Source organism: Plantactinospora sp. WMMB334, assembly GCF_049179095.1.
Lineage (GTDB): Bacteria > Actinomycetota > Actinomycetes > Mycobacteriales > Micromonosporaceae > Plantactinospora.
Genome location: NZ_JBMHME010000002.1, coordinates 5,805,341 through 5,821,943, shown reverse-complemented (window position 1 = coordinate 5,821,943; position 16,603 = coordinate 5,805,341). Strand labels below are relative to the sequence as shown.

The following is a 16,603-nucleotide window of genomic DNA, read 5'->3' as shown; positions in this document are numbered from 1 at the left end:
CGTCCGGAAATAACCAGACGGGTATCAGGGAGTGGGACGACCATGGGCAAAAAGGTCACCGTAGTCGGTGCCGGCTTCTACGGCTCGACGACCGCGCAGCGCCTGGCGGAGTACGACGTCTTCGACACGGTCGTGATCACCGACATCATCGAGGGGAAGCCCGAGGGCATCGCGCTGGACCTCAACCAGTCGCGCCCGGTCGAGGGCTTCGAGACCAGGGTCGTCGGCGTGACGACCGGCAAGGGCGGCGAGGGCTACGAGCAGATCGAGGGCTCCGACGTCGTGGTGATCACCGCCGGCCTGCCCCGCAAGCCGGGCATGAGCCGGATGGACCTGCTGGAGACGAACGCCCGGATCGTCCGCCAGGTCGCCGAGAACGTCGCCAAGTACGCCCCGAACGCCGTGGTCATCGTCGTCTCCAACCCGCTGGACGAGATGACCGCGCTGGCCCAGATCGCCACCCAGTTCCCGCGTAACCGGGTGCTCGGCCAGGCCGGCATGCTGGACACCGCCCGGTTCAGCAACTTCGTCGCCGAGGCGCTCGGCGCGAAGGTCGGCTCGGTGCGGACCCTCACCCTCGGCTCGCACGGCGACACGATGGTGCCGGTGCCGTCCCGGAGCACCGTCGACGGCAAGCCGCTGCGCGACGTGATGCCGGCCGAGCAGATCGAGGAACTGGTGGTGCGGACCCGCAACGGCGGGGCCGAGGTGGTGGCGCTGCTCAAAACGGGCTCGGCGTACTACGCCCCGTCGGCCGCCGCCGCCCGGATGGCCCGGGCCGTGGCGACCGACTCCGGCGAGGTGATGCCGGTCTGCGCCTGGGTCGACGGCGAGTACGGCATCTCCGGGGTCTACCTGGGCGTCGAGGCCGAGATCGGCCGCGAGGGCGTACGCCGGGTGGTGGAGACGCCGCTCGACGACGACGAGATCGCGAGCCTGAAGGCGGCCGCCGAGGCCGTCCGCGCCAAGCAGGCCGACGTCGCCAACATGTGAGGTGCAAGGAAGGGCCCCCGCTTATCGTTTTCTGTTGTAGCGGGGGCCCTTCCTTGCACTTCAGGCTTGCGGCTCCTGGCTGACGACGGAGATGCCGGGGCGGCCGGCGAGCACCACGAACTCGGCGGCGGTGCGTACCGTGGCGGTGGGCGCCCAGACGGTGTCGACCAGGCGCAGCGAGCTGAGCATCCGCTCCGGGGTCACGTCGCAGACGACATAGCCGCGCTGGTTGTCGATGTACTTCCAGTGCGGGCTCTCCGCCATGATCGGGTCGTAGCTGCGGTGGAACGCCGCCCGGTCCGAGTTGCCGCCGGAGGTGATGGAGGTGCCGGTGATCTCGGCGCCGACCACCGGCGAGGCCGGGTCGTCGAAGTCCGGCTTCAGGTCGCAGACCCAGGTGCAGTGCCGGTCGCCGGTCAGCACCACCGGGTTGGCCACCTGGCCGGAGCCGAAGTACTCGAGCAGCCGGCGCCGCTGCACGCGGTAGCCGTCCCAGTTGTCCAGGTCGAAGGTCTGTCCCGGGCCGGCCTGGCGGTCGTTGGAGGCCCACATCACCTGGTTGGCGAGCAGGTTCCACCGGCTGCCGGAGCTGCGCATCCCGTGCACCAGCCAGCGCTCCTGCTCCGGCCCGGTCATCGACAGCTCCGGGTTCTGCGCCTCGGCCAGGGTGGCCGGCTGGTCGCTGCGGTACTGCCGGGTGTCCAGCACGTGCACGCTGGCGAGGTCGCCGAAGCGCAGCCGCCGGTAGAGCCGCATGTCTATCCCGCGCGGCAGCGCCGACCGGCGCAGCGGCATGTGCTCGTAGTACGCCTGGAAGGCCGCCCTGCGCCGGGCCCGGAACGCCTCCGGGGTCTGCAGGTCGGGGTCCTGCGGGACCTCGTCGGCCCAGTTGTTGTCCAGCTCGTGGTCGTCGAAGGTGACGATCCAGGGAAACGCCCCGTGCGACCGCTGGAGGTCGGGGTCGGTCTTGTACTGGGCGTGCTGGTTGCGGTAGTCGGTCAGCGAGTACGGCTCGTCGGTGCCCTGATGCGTCCGGTACGCCGCCGGGTTCGGCCGGTTCTCGTAGATGTAGTCGCCGAGGAACGCCACGAACGCCAGATCCTCCTCGGCCAGGTGCTGGTGCGCGGTGTACGCCCCGGCCTGGTAGTCCTGGCAGCTCGCGAACGCGAAGCGGAGCCGCCGGGGCCGGGCGTGCGCGGCCGGCGCGGTCCGGGTCCGGCCCACCGGGGAGATCTCCTGGCCGACCCGGAACCGGTAGTGGTACTCGGTGTCGGCGCGCAGCCCGGTGAGCTCGACGTGCACCGAGTGGGCCAGGTGCGGCGAGGCCAGCGCGACGCCCCGGCGGTGGACCCGGCGGAAGCGGTCGTCCTCGGCGACCTCCCAGTGCACCGGCACCGGCCGGTCCGGCATGCCACCGCCGAGCAGCGGCTGCGGCGCGAGCCGGGTCCAGAGCACCACGCCGTCGGGCATCGGGTCGCCGGAGGCGACGCCGAGGGTGAAGAGACCGGCGGGAAGTGGGCCGCCCGCCGTGGACGGGATGTGCGCCGCCGCGCCGTCGGCGCGGAGCAGCATCGGCCCGACCACCAGGCCGGCGGTCGCGGCACCGGCCGCCGAGACGAAACGCCGGCGGTTCAACGGGTACGGAGCAGTCATGCGATCGATGATCGTGAACCGGGGCGAAGCCCAGCTCCTCCGACAATCGACCTGAAGAGGTACTACAGCGGAACGAAAGGTGTACTCGGCTGCGGGGTGCCGAGGACGCCGGCCGGCGGCCCGCCGGTCGGACCCACCCCGGGCGGCCGAGCACGGCAGGCAGTGTGCGGCAGCCCCGCGCCCTCCAGTACGCTCGTACTGTTAACGCAGATGTCCCGGAGAGGAGCGTCGCCCGATGGCGAAGATCAAGGTTACGAATCCGGTGGTAGAACTCGACGGCGACGAGATGACCCGGATCATCTGGAAGCAGATCCGCGAACAGTTGATCCTGCCGTACCTCGACGTCGACCTGCACTACTACGACCTGTCGATCCAGTACCGCGACGAGACCGACGACCAGGTGACGGTCGACGCCGCCAACGCGATCAAGCAGCACGGCGTCGGCGTGAAGTGCGCCACCATCACCCCGGACGAGGCCCGGGTCGAGGAGTTCGGCCTGAAGAAGATGTGGCGCTCGCCGAACGGCACCATCCGGAACATCCTCGGCGGCGTGGTCTTCCGCGAGCCGATCATCATGTCCAACGTGCCCCGGCTGGTGCCGGGCTGGAGCAAGCCGATCATCATCGGCCGGCACGCCCACGGCGACCAGTACAAGGCGACCGACTTCGTGGTGCCCGGGCCGGGCACGGTCACCATCACCTACACCCCGGCCGACGGCGGCGCCCCGGTCGAGATGGAGGTGGCGAACTTCCCCGGTGGCGGCGTCACGATGGGGATGTACAACTTCGACGACTCGATCCGGGATTTCGCCCGGGCCTCCTTCCGGTACGGCCTGGACCGCGGCTACCCGGTCTACCTGTCCACCAAGAACACCATCCTCAAGGCGTACGACGGCCGGTTCAAGGACATCTTCGCCGAGGTCTTCGAGGCCGAGTTCAAATCGGAGTTCGACGCCGCCGGGATCACCTACGAGCACCGGCTGATCGACGACATGGTCGCCGCCGCGCTGAAGTGGGAGGGCGGCTTCGTCTGGGCCTGCAAGAACTACGACGGTGACGTGCAGTCCGACACCGTGGCGCAGGGCTTCGGCTCGCTGGGCCTGATGACCTCGGTGCTGATGACCCCGGACGGCCGTACGGTGGAGGCCGAGGCGGCGCACGGCACGGTCACCCGGCACTACCGGCAGTGGCAGAAGGGCGAGAAGACCTCGACCAACCCGATCGCGTCGATCTTCGCCTGGACCCGCGGCCTGGCGCACCGGGGCAAGCTGGACGGTACCCCGGAGGTGACCCGGTTCGCCGAGACCCTGGAGCGGGTCTGCGTGGAGACCGTCGAGGGTGGCCAGATGACCAAGGACCTGGCGCTGCTCATCTCCCGCGACGCCCCGTGGCTCACCACCGACGAGTTCATGGCCGCCCTGGACAACAACCTGGCTCGCCGGCTCGCCGCCTGATCGCACCGTCTCGGGTGGATGTTGACGACTTGTTGTCGCTCCGACAGCAACAAGTCGTCAACATCCACCCCTTTGTGCCGTTACTGGCGATGGTGGCGACTCGTTGAACGAGGTGGACGTGATGCCAGTCGCGTCCAGGAAGACCGGCCCGGTCTGAGGTCGCCGCGAGAGGCCCGTACCGGACGGACGGTCTTCCCGGCTGTTGCGCACAGCCGGCCGTCCCTTCCCTGCGGGGGGCCCTGTCCCGGGCCCCCCGCGCCCTCATCTCGCCTTCTCGCCTACTCGTCGGCCGGGCCGAGGGTCACCCGGCCGTCCTCGGCGACCTGCCAGCCCGGGTTGTACGCGACCTCCCAGAGCAGCTCGTTCGGATCCGCGAAGTGCCCGTGGTAGCCGCCGAAGGCGGCGTGCTGCCCCGGCTTGACGATCGTCGCCCCGGCGGTGGCGGCCTGCTCCAGCACCCGGTCCACCTCCGCCGGGCTCTCGACGTTGTGCGACAGGGTGCACCCGACGGGGGCGGGCAGCACCGGCGTGCCGGCACCGAGGTCGGCGGCGAACGCCTCCGCGTCGAAGAGCCCGAGCATCACCCCCGGGCCCACCTGGAAGAAGAGGATCTCGTCCGGCACGTCCATCGTCGCCGTCCAGCCGAGACCGTCGACGTAGAAGCGACGGACCGCGTCGAGATCCCGGGTGGCCACCGTGATGAAGTGCACGCGCTGTTCCATGCAGGGGATTCTGGCAGCCCGCACCGCAGGCCGCCCCTGGTACGGCCCAGCCCGGAAGGTCAGCAGGTCCTCGACGGTGGTCGGCCGGGCGGCCGGCCCGGTGTCGTCGGGCCGTCGACCCGCTCCTGTCCGATCAGGTGGACGTGGACCAGGTCACCCGGGACACCACCGTGACCAGGCCGGGCAGCTCTGCACGGGCGACCCGGGCCTCCATCGCCGCGCGGAGCCGATCGGACGCCGTCGGGTTGGTCATCCCGGCAACCCAGGGCGCGGCACCGACAGTTCCGCAGTCCGACGGGTCCCGCGGCCCGACGGGACCCGCGGCCCGGCACCCGAGGCTCAGCCGGCGTCGCGGATCAGTTGGGCGGCCCGCTCCGGCGCGATGTCGTTGATGAAGACCCCCATCGCCGACTCCGAGCCGGCCAGGTACTTCAGCTTGTCCGCCGCCCGCCGGATGCTGAACACCTGCAGGTGCAGGTGTCCGAGCTCCCGGTCGACCCGTACCGGCGCCTGGTGCCAGGCCGAGATGTACGGCAGCGGCCGGTCGAAGAGCCGGTCGAGCCGGCGCAGCAGCTCCAGGTAGATCGGGCCGAAGGCGTCCCGCTCGGCGTCGTCCAGGGCGGGGATGTCCGGCACCGGCCGGTGCGGTGCCAGGTGCACCTCGAAGGGCCAGCGGGCGGCGGCCGGGACGTACGCGGTCCAGTGGTCGTTGGCCAGCACCACCCGCTCCCCGGCGGCACGTTCGGCGGCGAAGACGTCGGCGTAGAGGTTGCGCCCGCCGGTGCGTTCCGCGTGCCGCCGGGCGGCGGCCAGCATCGCCCGGGTACGCGGCGGCAGGAACGGGTACGCATAGATCTGCCCGTGCGGGTGGTGCAGGGTCACGCCGATCTCCACCCCCCGGTTCTCGAAGCAGAAGACCTGCTCCACCCCGGGCAGTTCGCCGAGCGCTCCGGTCCGGTCGGCGAGCGCGTCCAGCACGGTGCGCACCCGCTCCGGTGGCAGGGTGCCGAACGACGCGGAGTGGTCGGCGGTGAAGCAGACCACCTCGCACCGCCCCGTCCCCGGCCGCACCGGCGTGTACGGGGTGATCTCGCCGGGCAGGTCGCCGGGACGGTCGCTGAACGACGGGAAACGGTTCTCGAAGACCACCACGTCGTAGTCGTACGCGGGGATCTCGCTCGAACGCTCCGGAGTGGACGGGCAGAGCGGGCACTGGTCGCTGGGGGGCAGGAAGATCCGGCCCTGCCGGTGTGCGGCGACCGCCACCCACTCGTCGACCAACGGGTCGTACCGGAGCTGCGAGGCGGGTGGTGGCGGCGGCAGGTCGCGCCGGTCCGGTTCGTCCCGCACCGCGTCCGGGTGCTCGTCAAAGTAGATCAGCTCGCGCCCGTCGGCCAGCTTGATCTCGGTCCGCTTCACGCCGTCACCTCACAGAGCAACTCCACGCCGGCATCTCCCAGGACAGTCCTCACGCCGGCACCTTCCAGGACAGTCCTCACGCCGGCACCTTCCAGGACAGTCCTCACGCCGGCACCTCGCAGACCAGGAGTTCCGGGCCGGCGGCCCGGATGACCTCCCGGTCCGGTTCGGCGAGGCCGGAGTCCGACACCACGGCCTCCGCCTCGGCCAGGTCGGCGAAGGAGGAGATGCCCACCGTCGCCCACTTGGTGGAGTCGGCGAGCACCACCAGTCGGTCCGCCGCGGCCACCAGGGCCCGGTTGGTCTCCGCCTCCAGCAGGTTCGGCGTGCTGAACCCGGCCCGCTCGCTCATCCCGTGCACCCCGAGGAAGACCACGTCGAGGTGGAGCGAGCGGATCGCGGCCACCGCCACCGGTCCGACCAGCGCGTCGGACGGGGTACGTACCCCGCCGGTGAGTACCACCGTCTGGTCCGGGCGGCCGGAGCGGTGCAGGATCTCGGCGACCGGGATCGAGTTGGTCACCACGGTCAGTCCCGGCACGGCGACCAGCCGGTGTGCGAGCTCGGCTGTGGTCGTACCGGCGGAGAGCGCGACCGCCATCCCGGGGGTGACCAGCCGGGCGGCCTCGGCCGCGATGGCGGCCTTCTCGCCCCGCTGCCGGACCGACTTGGCCGCGAAGCCCGGCTCGTCGGTGGAGCCGGGCCGGGCGGTGGTCGCGCCGCCGTGCACCTTGGCCAGCAGGCCGCGTTCGGCCAGCGCCTCCAGGTCGCGCCGGATGGTCATGTCCGAGACGCCGAACTCGCCGGCCAGCTCGGTGACCCGGACCCCGCCGGCGGTGCGGACCCGGTGCAGGATCGCCTCCTGCCGCTGCTGGGCGAGCATCAGGCCATCCCGGCCGGATCCGGCTCCGTCGGCCCTCCGGCCGGGTCGGAGTGCGGCGCTGCCGGCGCGGTGGCCAGCACCGCGACGCCGCTCGGCTCGACCCGGGTCGGCCCGGCCCACCGGGTGCCGGTCAGCAGGTCGGTGCCGGCCGCGTCGACCTCCGCCGGCCGGTCGGCGTGGTTGAGCAGGAAGAGGTACGACCGGCCGTCCGGGTGCCGCCGCCGGATCTGCTCCACTCCGGGTACGGGCGCCTGCGCCGGCCCGGCACCGGCCTGCTCCGCGATCGTGCGCAGCAGCCGGCCGAGCGCGGTCGTCTCCACCCGGGTACCGAGATACCAGGCGGCCCCGCCGTCTCCGCCGTCCCGGCTGTCTCCGTTGTCCCCGCCGTCCCGGCTGTCCTCCCTGTCCTGCCTGTCTCTGTTGTCCTGCCTGTCTCTGTTGTTCCGGCTGTCTCCGTTGTTCCGGCCGTACCCGGTGCTGCGGCGGGTGATCGCCGGGGCGCCGGCCACCGGCCCGTTGTCGTAGCGCACCAGCACCTCGGCCCCGGGGGCGACCAGCGCCTCGGTCCAGACCTCCGCCGTGGTGCCGTCGTCGAGGCGGACCGTGCCGGCGGCGGGGAGCGGGAAGAACTCCTCGACCCGGATGCCGAGCAGCTCGGCGAGGGCGCCGGGCAGCGGGGCCGGGCGGACCCGGTCGCACTCGTCGACCAGCCCGCTGTACGGGCCGACCACCAGGGTGCCGCCGGAGTCGGCGTACCGGGTGAGGTTGGCCGCGGCCGCGTCGTCGAGCAGGTAGAGCGCGGGTGCGAGTACCAGCTTGTAGCCGCTCAGGTCGGCACCGGGCGGCGCCAGGTCGGCGGTGATCCCGGCCCGCCACAGCGCGCCGTGCCAGCGCCGGATCTCGTCGAAGGCGACCATGTCGGCGCTGGGCTGGTTGGCCGCCTCCTGCGCCCAGACGCTGGAGTAGTCGAGCAGCACCGCGACCTCGGCCTCGGTCCGCGAGCCCTCGACCTCGGCGAGCGCCCGCAGGTGCCGGCCGAGCTGGACCACCTCGCGCCAGATCTTCGAGTCGGTGCCGGCGTGCGGCAGCATCGCCGAGTGCCACTTCTCCGAGCCCGCCCGGCTGGCCCGCCACTGGAAGAAGAGGGCGCCCTCGGAGCCCCGGGCCACGTGCGCCAAGGCGTCCCGGACGAGCTGGCCGGCGGGTTTGGCCAGGTTGCGGGGCTGCCAGTTGACCGCGCTGGTGGAGTGTTCCATCAGCAGCCACGGGCCGCCCGCCAGCGACCTGCTCAGGTCCGCGGCGAAGGCGATCTGGGCCGGCGGTTCGAGGGGATGCTCGCCGAGCAGGTAGTGGTCGTTGGAGAGCAGCCGGTCCGGGCCGGTCAGCTCCCGGCCCCAGGCCCAGTAGTCCAGGTTGACGCAGCTCGCCGTCATCAGGTTGGTGGTGATCGGCACCCCGGGGGAGAGCCGGTGCAGCGCGTCCCGCTCGGCGGTGAAACAGGCCAGGTGCTCGTCCGAGCTGAACCGCTTGAAGTCGAGCACCTGGCCGGGGTTGGACGAGGTCGGGGTGGCCCGGGGCGGCTGCACCTGTGCCCAGTCGGTGTAGGTCTGCGACCAGAACGCCGTACCCCAGGCGGCGTTGAGGCCGTCGAGATCGCCGTGGCGGTGCCGCAGCCAGGCCCGGAACGCCTCGGCCGAGACGTCGCAGTAGCAGTGCGCGTTGTGGCAGGCGTACTCGTTGTGCACGTGCCAGGCCGCCAGTGCCGGATGGTCGGCGTAGCGCCGGGCGAGCTGCTCGGTCAGGGCGAGCGCGGCCCGCCGGTAGACCGGCGAGCTGGGGCAGATGGCCTGCCGGCTGCCGTAGGTCAGCCGCCGGCCGTCGGCCTCCACCGGCAGCGTCTCCGGGTGGGCGTGGGAGAACCAGGTCGGCGGCGAGGCGGTGGCGGTGGCCAGGCAGACCCGGATCCCTCCGGTGTGCAGCCCGTCCATGATCCGGTCCAGCCGGTCGAAGTCGTACGCCCCGGGGGCCGGTTCGAGCCAGGCCCAGGCGAAGACGCCGACGGTGACCAGGTTGACCCCGGCCTCGCGCATCAGCGCGACATCCTGCGCCCAGACCTCCTCGGGCCACTGCTCCGGGTTGTAGTCGCCCCCGTAACTCAACCCTTCGATCCTCGGCACCAGGTTGCCCACACCGCCTCCAACGCGCTCGCACGCAATTCAACAGATATGAACACTACCGCACGCCAGGCGGCCGGGGTAAGGGGATGCGGGTGTGAGGTGTGGGTGTGGGGTGTGAGGTGTGGGCGCGTGTTAGGCGGGGGCCCTTTTTATACAGAAAGCGATAAGAAGGGGCCCTTCCTTACATCTGGAGGCGGGACTCCACCCAGCCGGTCTCGGTCAGGTGTGCCAGCACCAGCTGTACGGACTCCTCGACCGTCAGGTCCGTGGTGTCCAGCACCAGATCGGCGTCGGTCGGCTCCTCGTACGGGTCGTCGACGCCGGTCATCCCGGTGAGCTTGCCGGCGCGGGCGCGGGCGTAGAGGCCCTTGCGGTCGCGCTGCTCGCAGACCGCGAGCGGGGTGGCGACGTGCACCAGGACGAAACCGGCGCCCGCCTGCCGGGCCATCTCCCGGGCCGTGGCCCGGGCCCGGGCGTACGGCGCGATCGGGCAGCAGACGGCGAGTCCTCGGTGCCGGCCCACCTCGGCGGCGACCCAGCCGATCCGGCGGACGTTCAGGTCGCGGTCGGCCCGGCTGAAGCCGAGCCCGGCGGAGAGTTCCCGGCGGACCACGTCGCCGTCGAGCAGGGTGATGGTGCGGTCGCCGCTCTCCCGCAGCGTGTCGGCGAGGCCACGGGCCACGGTCGACTTGCCAGAGCCGGAGAGGCCGGTGAAGAAGACCACCAGACCCCGGTGCCGGCGGGGTGGCCGGGCCCGGACGAGTTCCTTGGCCACCGCCGGCGGGGTGTGCCACTCGGGCAGCGGGAAGCCCCGGTCGAGCAGGTCCTCGATCTCGGCCTGCTCCAGCGGCAGCCGCCGGTTGCGGGGCGGGATGTCGTCCCGCCACCGCCACTGGCCGTCCCGGTTGTCGTAGGCCAGCTCGCGCGGGACCAGCATGCGCAGCCCGCCGCCGGTGACCATCTCGGTGGTGGAGAGGACGTGGGTCACCCCGTAGGCCCGGGCCACCCGGGCCCGCAGCAGCGCGTCCCAGATGTCGTCGCCGCGCCGGGCGAGCGGTACCGCGACGATGGTGACCGGGGGCATCCGGTCCCGCGCGCCGAAGACGCTGCGGACCAGCACCTCCGGCGGCAGCCCGTCGGGGTTGGTGTCGGCGACCGGGACGAGGATGAGCAGGTGGGCGGCGAGTGCCCGGACCGCGTGGGCGATCTGCGCGAGCTGGGGCCGGTGCAGCGGCCGGTCGGCGATGACCCCGAGCACCCGGCCCGGGGGCAGCAGCTCCCGGACCTCGGCCGGTGGGCGGCGGAGCCGCTGGAACGGGCCGTGGCCGCCGTCGCCGATCCGGCGTACCGGGCCGCCGACGCCGTACCAGCCCTGGGTGGTGGGCCAGAGGTCGGCGACCTCGAGCAGGGCGGTCGGCGCCCCCTCCGGGTCGGTGAGGACCAGCCCGCGCTCGACCGGGTTGGCCAGGTCGAGGCCGCTGACCAGCTCACCCGGGACCTGCAGGGTCACCGGCACCGGCCAGGCGTCGCCGTCGGCGAGCCGGCCGCGCCGGGCCACCGAGGCCAGGTCGGCCCGGCCCAGGAAGCCGGTGAGCGGGGCGTACGCCCCGGAGAGCAGCAACTCCAGGTCGGCCAGCTCATACGGGCGCGGCGTGTACGCCGGAGCGTCACGCAGCAGCTCATCGGGCAGCACCCACCCGTTGCTCATCCGCACCCCCAACTACCCGGCCGGCCGGCACACAGTTTCTCAGCCGGGCGCCGATCGGTCGAGACCGGCACTCCCGTTTGGACGTGCCGACCGGTGACGCCCCGGCCGTCGGTGCCGCCGCCGGTGCCCATCCCGTCCGGTGGCACCTGGTCCGGTGGCACCTGGTCCGGTGGCAGCCCGCGCGGTGGCACCTCGTGCGGCCGGTGGTCGGGTGGAGGTTACCCAACCGGGCGGAGTTCGGCCGCGCCGAACGATACCGCAAAGCGCCGGCACCAGATGGATACGCTACGCAGCCGGTCGAGGTCGGTGCCGGCCGGGATGGCGTACGCTTGGTCGCCGCGGTTCCCCTTCAGCCGGCCGAGCTCGACCCAGCGGCCGTCGTCGAAGACGTGCCAGCCGGCCGTGCCCTCGCGCACCGGCTGATCGGTGAGCCAGACCCGCAGGTCGGGCCCATTGGAGGTGTCCAGGTCGACCAGTTCCAGCCGGTGCCGGCCGCTCGGGTCGCGGACGATCCGGGCCGTACCGCTGGTCCGGTGCTCGTGCGTGACGAAGCCACCGCTGCGCAGCAGCACCGGTCGCCCGGCGGCCGGATCCGGCGCGGCGGTCGTCGTCGGCGCCGATCCTCCCGGCCCGCCCGGTGACGCCGGCCCGCCCGGTGACGCCGACCCGCCGGAGGACGCCGGTCCGCCGGGCGAGGCCGTTCCGCCGGGCGAGGCCGTTCCGGTCGGCCCGGTGCCGGCCGGTGGTTCCGGGGCCGGGTCGGTGAGCCGCTCGGCGACGGTCTGGTCGACGACGAGCTTCCACGGTTGGAACCAGTAGCCGCCGAAGGCCGCGGCGGCCACGAGGACGGCGGCGACCACCCAGGTCACCGGGGCGCGGAGCAGACGACGGGACAGACCGCGTGACATGCCACCCAGTCAACCCGATCACGGCCCGCCGCGTGGTGCCGGACGCCTTACCAAAGTCTTACCCCGGCCCCTAGGGGAGCCGGGCGCGGCCGGCGGACTATTCAGGGTACTTCCAGGGTGGGTTCAGGGCGTCCGGTATGGCCCGCCGGCCATACTCTGGCAGGCGTGACACTGATCGCGACCCAGTCGCTGACCAAGACGTACGGCAATCGCGTGACCGCGTTGTCCGACCTGACGGTCACCGTCGAGCCGGGCATCGTCGGTCTGGTCGGGGCCAACGGAGCCGGCAAGTCGACCTTTATCAAGATCATGCTCGGTCTGCTCGAACCGACCGGCGGGCAGGCCCGGGTGCTCGGCCTCGACCCGACGGTGCAGGGGCACGAGGTTCGTGCCCGGGTCGGCTACATGCCCGAGCACGACTGCCTGCCGCCGGACCTGTCGGCCGCCGAGTTCGTGACGCACATGGGACGGATGAGCGGGCTGCCCCGCACCACCGCCCGGGAACGGGCCTCCGAGACCCTGCGGCACGTCGGCCTCTACGAGGAGCGCTACCGCCAGATCGGGGGCTACTCCACCGGCATGAAGCAGCGGGTCAAACTCGCCCAGGCGCTGGTGCACGACCCGGACCTGCTGCTGCTCGACGAGCCGACCAACGGGCTCGACCCGGCCGGCCGGGACGCCATGCTCAGCCTGATCGAGCGGATCGGCACCGAGTTCGGCATCTCGGTGCTGGTCTGCTCGCACCTGCTCGGCGAGGTGGAACGGATCTGCGACGCGCTGGTCGCGATCGAGGGCGGCCGGCTGCTCCGGTCGGCGCAGGTCGCCGACATGACCGCGGTGACCGAGGTGCTCTCGGTGGAGGTCAGCGAGGGCACCGAGGAGTTGGCCGCCCGGCTCGCCGCCGCCGACCTGCCGGTCCGGCGGGAGGGCCGGCTGCTGCTGGTCCCGCTGCTGGACGACATGACCTACGACCTGATCCTGACGGCGGTCGCCGAGCTGGACCTGCCGCTGCACCGGCTCGACCAGCGCCGGCACCGGGTCGTCGAACTCTTCGCCGCCGATCCGGCCCGCCCGGCCGAGCCGGTCGGTGCCGGCGCGACCCCGGGAGGCACCCGATGACCACCCTCGACACGCAGCGGCCCGACCGGCCGGCCGGGGTCATCCACGACATCGGCTACCGGCGCTACGACGGCCCCCGGCTCGGCCGGCGCCACCTGCTCGGCGCGCTCTACGTGCACAGTCTGCGTACCGCCTTCGGGCTCGGGCGCAGCGTCAAGGCGAAGATCTTCCCCTGGTTGATCGTCGGGGTGGTGGGGGTGGTCGCGGCGGTGCTGACCGCGGTCCGGGCCCAGACCGGCCAGGCGCCGATGAGCTACGCCGAGTTCCCCGAGACGCTCACCGTGCTGATCATCTTCTTCTGCGCCATCGTCGCGCCGGAGATCGCCTCCCGCGACCTGCACAGCGGGGTGCTGCCGCTCTACTTCGCCCGCCCGCTGCACCGCGGTGACTACGCGGTGGTCAAGCTGGCCGCACTGGTCTCGGCGACGTTCCTGATGCTCGGGGTCCCGCTGACGGTGATGTTCGTCGGGGCCGCGTTCATGCTGGACGGCTTCAAGGCGGTCTGGTCCGAACTCGGTGACTTCCTGCCGGCGCTCGGCTACGTCGCCGTACACGCGGTGGTCTTCTCGGTGGTGGCGCTCCTGGTCGCCTCCCTGCTCCGGCGCCGGGCCGTCGCGGCCGGGGCGATCGTCGGCGCGTTCCTGGTGACCACCCCGGTGGTCGGGGTGCTCTTCCTGCTCCCCTACGAGGCGGCGAGCCAGCTCGCCGGGCTGGCCAGCCCGGTGACCCTGGTCGGCGGGGTCGGGGACTGGCTCTTCGAGTCGGGCGGCGGAACGGACGTCGGCAACTACGGCCCGCTCTACGGCCTGGTCGCGGTCGGCCTGGTCGCCGCCGGCATCCTGCTGCTGCTCGCCCGCTACCGGAAGGTCGCCGCAAAGTGAGCGCGAGGAGTGAGCCGGTTTTGCGAGCCCCGCAGTCGCGAACGGATGGTGGTGTGGTGAGCGCGAGGAGTGAGCCGGTCTTGCGAGCCCCGCAGTCGCGAACGAAAGGCGGCACTGCAAAATGACGGATCTGGAACTGGCCGCGGTGTCCCGCTGGTACGGCAACGTGGTGGCGGTCAACGACGTGTCGATGAGTCTCGGCGCCGGGGTGACCGGGCTGCTCGGGCCGAACGGCGCCGGCAAGACCACGGTGCTGCACATGATGGCCGGGTTCCTGGCCCCCTCCAAGGGCACGGTGACCCTCGGCGGCGAGCCCACCTGGCGCAATCCCGCCGTCTACCGGCGGCTCGGCCTGGTCACCGAGCGCGAGTCGGTGTACGACTTCCTCAGCGCGTACGAGTTCGTGCTCGCCAGTGCCAGGCTGCACGGCCTGGCCGACCCGGAGGCGGCGGCGCGGCGGGCCATCGCGCTCGTCGAGCTGACCGACGCGCAGGACCGCCGGATCGGTACGTACTCCAAGGGCATGCGCCAGCGGGCCCGGGTCGCCGCCGCGCTGGTGCACGACCCGGAGGTGCTGCTGCTGGACGAGCCCTTCAACGGGATGGACCCGAGGCAGCGGCTGCACATGATGGAGCTGCTGCACACGCTCGGCGGTCAGGGCCGGACGATCCTGTTCAGCTCGCACATCCTGGAGGAGGTCGAGCAGGTCTCCGGCACCGTCCAGGTGATCGTCTCGGGCCGGCTGGCCGCCTCCGGCGACTTCCGGACCATCCGGCGGTTGATGACCAACCGGCCGCACGTCTTCGCGGTGCAGTCCAGCGACGACCGGCGGCTGGCGGTGGAGCTGATCGGGCAGCCCTCGGTGAACGGGGTGGACCTCGGCCGGGACGGGCTGACCGTCCGGGCCGGCGACTACGGCAGCTTCACCCGGGCCCTGCCGAAGATCGCGCTGGCCTCCGGCATCCGGGTACGCCGGTTGCTCCCCTCGGACGAGTCTCTGGAGAGTGTCTTCTCCTACCTGGTGGAGGCGTGACGTCAATGTCGACTGTTTCCTGGATCACCGCGCGTGGCCTCTTCGGCCGGCGTCGCTTCCTGCTGCTCTTCCCGCTGCCGATCCTGCTGGTCGGGCTGGCGGTGCTGGCCCGGTCGACCGGGGTCGACCCGGGCGAGTGGGGTCCGCCCGTGGTGCTGGGGCTGGGGCTGGCCGTGCTGCTGCCGGTGACCGCACTGATCGTCGGCACGGGCGTGCTCGGCTCCGAGATCGACGACGGGACCCTGCTGCACATCCTGACCAAGCCGCTGCCCCGATGGCAGATCGTGCTGCCGAAGCTCGTGGTGGCGACCGTGGTCACCGCGCTGACCGCCGCCATTCCGCTCTACGTCGCCGGGGTGCTGGTCGACTCCGTACGCTTCGGGCTCGGCCTGGCGGCGGCGAGCGCGGTCGGCGCGTTGGCGTACTCGGCCTTCTTCCTGGCGCTGAGTCTGATCACCCGACGTCCGGTGCTGCTCGGCCTGGTGTACGTGCTGATCTGGGAGGGCCTGCTGAACAACATCGTCAGCGGCACCCGGGTGCTCTCGGTGCAGCACTACGTGGTGACCCTGGCCGACCGGATCGCGCCGACGGCACTGCTGGACGGTTCGGTGTCGCTGCCGGTGGCGGTCGTGATGAGCGCGCTCTTCACGGTCGGCTTCACCCTGCTGGCGATCCGCCGGCTGCGCTCGTTCAGCGTGGCCGGCGAGACGAGTTGACGGTGTAGCGAGCGGTTCGACGCGGTACCGGAGCCGCCGTCCCGGTCAGGGGACGGCGGCTCCGGTCCGGTTCACCGCCGCCGAGGTGTCTCCCGGCAGGCGCGGGGGCGACCCGACCGAGGGAGGCGCGACCCGGTCAGCTCAGCCCGAAGTAGCGGGCGATGCCCTGGGCGTGTCCGACGGCGAGCGCCTGCCGGAACGTGGCCTGGCCGAGGAGGTTGGCGTCGGCGGCCCGGTCGATGAAGAGGTTCTCGGTGAGCACGGCCGCCATCACGGTCTCGCGCAGGACGTGGAAGTTGGCCGTCTTCTGGCCGCGGTCGGTGACCGGGGCGACGCTTCGGGCGTTGCTCAGCACGGCCGCGTGCACGTCGTCCTGGAGCCGCTGGGTCGCCGCACCGGCCGTGGGGTAGATGTAGCTCTCGAAGCCGGTGCCGCCGCCGGCGTTGATGTGGATGCTCACGAAGATGTTGGCGCCCCAGGCGTTCGCGTCGTCGGTCCGCCAGGCCAGACTCCGGGTGATGTCCGTGGTGCGGGACATGCGCACCGAGACGGTCCAGTTGTTCTGCAGGTAGCTGCGGGTACGCAACGCGATGTCGAGGGTCAGAGCCTTCTCCTGGAGGCCGTTTCCGACCGCGCCGGTGTCGGTGCCGCCGTGCCCGGCGTCGAGATAGATCTTGGGGGTGGCGGCGTGGGCCGGGCTGGCCAGCAGGGGTGCGGCGACGATACCGGCGGCCGCGGCGAGCAGGACCCGTCTACGTACGAGGGGTGCGTCGGACATGAGTTCCTCCCAGGGGATGTGGACGGACGGTGCCGTCCACGGGCGGATGTGACAGCCGAAACCGGGGGTGGCGTGACAGCGGGAGTCACGGATGAGGTCGAGGGTGCGGGCATGCGTGCGGGGCCCCGCCGCCGGGTGGAACGCCATGGCCCTGCACCGG

General features: G+C 72.2%; 14 protein-coding genes. 6 read left to right on the top strand and 8 right to left on the bottom strand.

Annotated elements, in window-relative coordinates; genetic code table 11:
• Positions 1 to 42 precede the first annotated feature (42 nt).
• Positions 43 to 993 carry a malate dehydrogenase gene (gene mdh / locus ACN27G_RS24860; RefSeq protein ID WP_421495172.1) on the top strand — a complete coding sequence of 317 codons (951 nt, stop codon included), beginning with the start codon at positions 43 to 45 and terminating at the stop codon, positions 991 to 993.
• Positions 994 to 1,053: 60 nt separating this feature from the next.
• Here the strand turns inward: mdh and ACN27G_RS24855 are convergent, their stop codons facing one another.
• The gene (locus tag ACN27G_RS24855; protein ID WP_421495171.1) at positions 1,054 to 2,646 is read right to left on the bottom strand and encodes an alkaline phosphatase D family protein; all 1,593 of its coding nucleotides are present in this window, start codon (positions 2,644 to 2,646) and stop codon (positions 1,054 to 1,056) included.
• Between the two features lie 235 nt (positions 2,647 to 2,881).
• Here ACN27G_RS24855 and ACN27G_RS24850 point away from each other — a divergent pair, with 235 nt between their 5' ends.
• Positions 2,882 to 4,099, top strand: coding sequence for an NADP-dependent isocitrate dehydrogenase (locus ACN27G_RS24850; RefSeq protein WP_421495170.1), 1,218 nt, complete (start codon positions 2,882 to 2,884; stop codon positions 4,097 to 4,099).
• A gap of 278 nt (positions 4,100 to 4,377) precedes the next feature.
• On the opposite strand, the gene ACN27G_RS24845 is transcribed toward ACN27G_RS24850, so the two are convergent.
• The 6 genes from ACN27G_RS24845 to ACN27G_RS24820 all read right to left on the bottom strand — a co-directional run bounded on the left by ACN27G_RS24845 (position 4,378) and on the right by ACN27G_RS24820 (position 11,904).
• Positions 4,378 to 4,821, bottom strand: a complete 444-nt coding sequence (locus tag ACN27G_RS24845; RefSeq protein WP_421495169.1) for a VOC family protein — start codon at positions 4,819 to 4,821, stop codon at positions 4,378 to 4,380.
• Positions 4,822 to 5,160: 339 nt separating this feature from the next.
• Positions 5,161 to 6,240, bottom strand: coding sequence for a galactose-1-phosphate uridylyltransferase (galT, locus tag ACN27G_RS24840; RefSeq protein WP_421495168.1), 1,080 nt, complete (start codon positions 6,238 to 6,240; stop codon positions 5,161 to 5,163).
• 103 nt (positions 6,241 to 6,343) lie between these two features.
• On the bottom strand, positions 6,344 to 7,123 hold the full coding sequence (locus ACN27G_RS24835; protein ID WP_421495167.1) for a DeoR/GlpR family DNA-binding transcription regulator: 780 nt from the start codon (positions 7,121 to 7,123) through the stop codon (positions 6,344 to 6,346).
• A complete protein-coding gene (locus ACN27G_RS24830) occupies positions 7,123 to 9,282 on the bottom strand; it encodes a beta-galactosidase (protein WP_421495166.1) in 2,160 nt (719 codons plus the stop codon). Before ACN27G_RS24830 ends, ACN27G_RS24835 begins: the two co-directional genes overlap by 1 nt.
• Before the next feature lie 199 nt (positions 9,283 to 9,481).
• Positions 9,482 to 11,008, bottom strand: a complete 1,527-nt coding sequence (cysC, locus tag ACN27G_RS24825; protein WP_421495165.1) for an adenylyl-sulfate kinase — start codon at positions 11,006 to 11,008, stop codon at positions 9,482 to 9,484.
• 218 nt (positions 11,009 to 11,226) lie between these two features.
• Positions 11,227 to 11,904 carry a DM13 domain-containing protein gene (locus tag ACN27G_RS24820; protein ID WP_421497451.1) on the bottom strand — a complete coding sequence of 226 codons (678 nt, stop codon included), beginning with the start codon at positions 11,902 to 11,904 and terminating at the stop codon, positions 11,227 to 11,229.
• A gap of 177 nt (positions 11,905 to 12,081) precedes the next feature.
• Between ACN27G_RS24820 and ACN27G_RS24815 the strand changes: the two genes are divergently transcribed.
• From ACN27G_RS24815 to ACN27G_RS24800, 4 genes are all read left to right on the top strand, one after another.
• Complete coding sequence (locus tag ACN27G_RS24815; RefSeq protein ID WP_421495164.1) at positions 12,082 to 13,035, top strand: ABC transporter ATP-binding protein; 954 nt, start codon at positions 12,082 to 12,084, stop codon at positions 13,033 to 13,035.
• On the top strand, positions 13,032 to 13,916 hold the full coding sequence (locus tag ACN27G_RS24810; protein ID WP_421495163.1) for an ABC transporter permease: 885 nt from the start codon (positions 13,032 to 13,034) through the stop codon (positions 13,914 to 13,916). Before ACN27G_RS24815 ends, ACN27G_RS24810 begins: the two co-directional genes overlap by 4 nt.
• A 121-nt stretch (positions 13,917 to 14,037) precedes the next feature.
• Positions 14,038 to 14,949 (top strand): ABC transporter ATP-binding protein, encoded by a 912-nt coding sequence (locus ACN27G_RS24805; protein ID WP_421495162.1) that lies wholly within the window; start codon positions 14,038 to 14,040, stop codon positions 14,947 to 14,949.
• A gap of 5 nt (positions 14,950 to 14,954) precedes the next feature.
• On the top strand, positions 14,955 to 15,665 hold the full coding sequence (locus ACN27G_RS24800; protein ID WP_421495161.1) for an ABC transporter permease subunit: 711 nt from the start codon (positions 14,955 to 14,957) through the stop codon (positions 15,663 to 15,665).
• A 136-nt stretch (positions 15,666 to 15,801) separates the two neighbouring features.
• Here the strand turns inward: ACN27G_RS24800 and ACN27G_RS24795 are convergent, their stop codons facing one another.
• Positions 15,802 to 16,443, bottom strand: coding sequence for an N-acetylmuramoyl-L-alanine amidase (locus tag ACN27G_RS24795; RefSeq protein WP_421495160.1), 642 nt, complete (start codon positions 16,441 to 16,443; stop codon positions 15,802 to 15,804).
• Between the last annotated feature and the right edge of the window lie 160 nt (positions 16,444 to 16,603).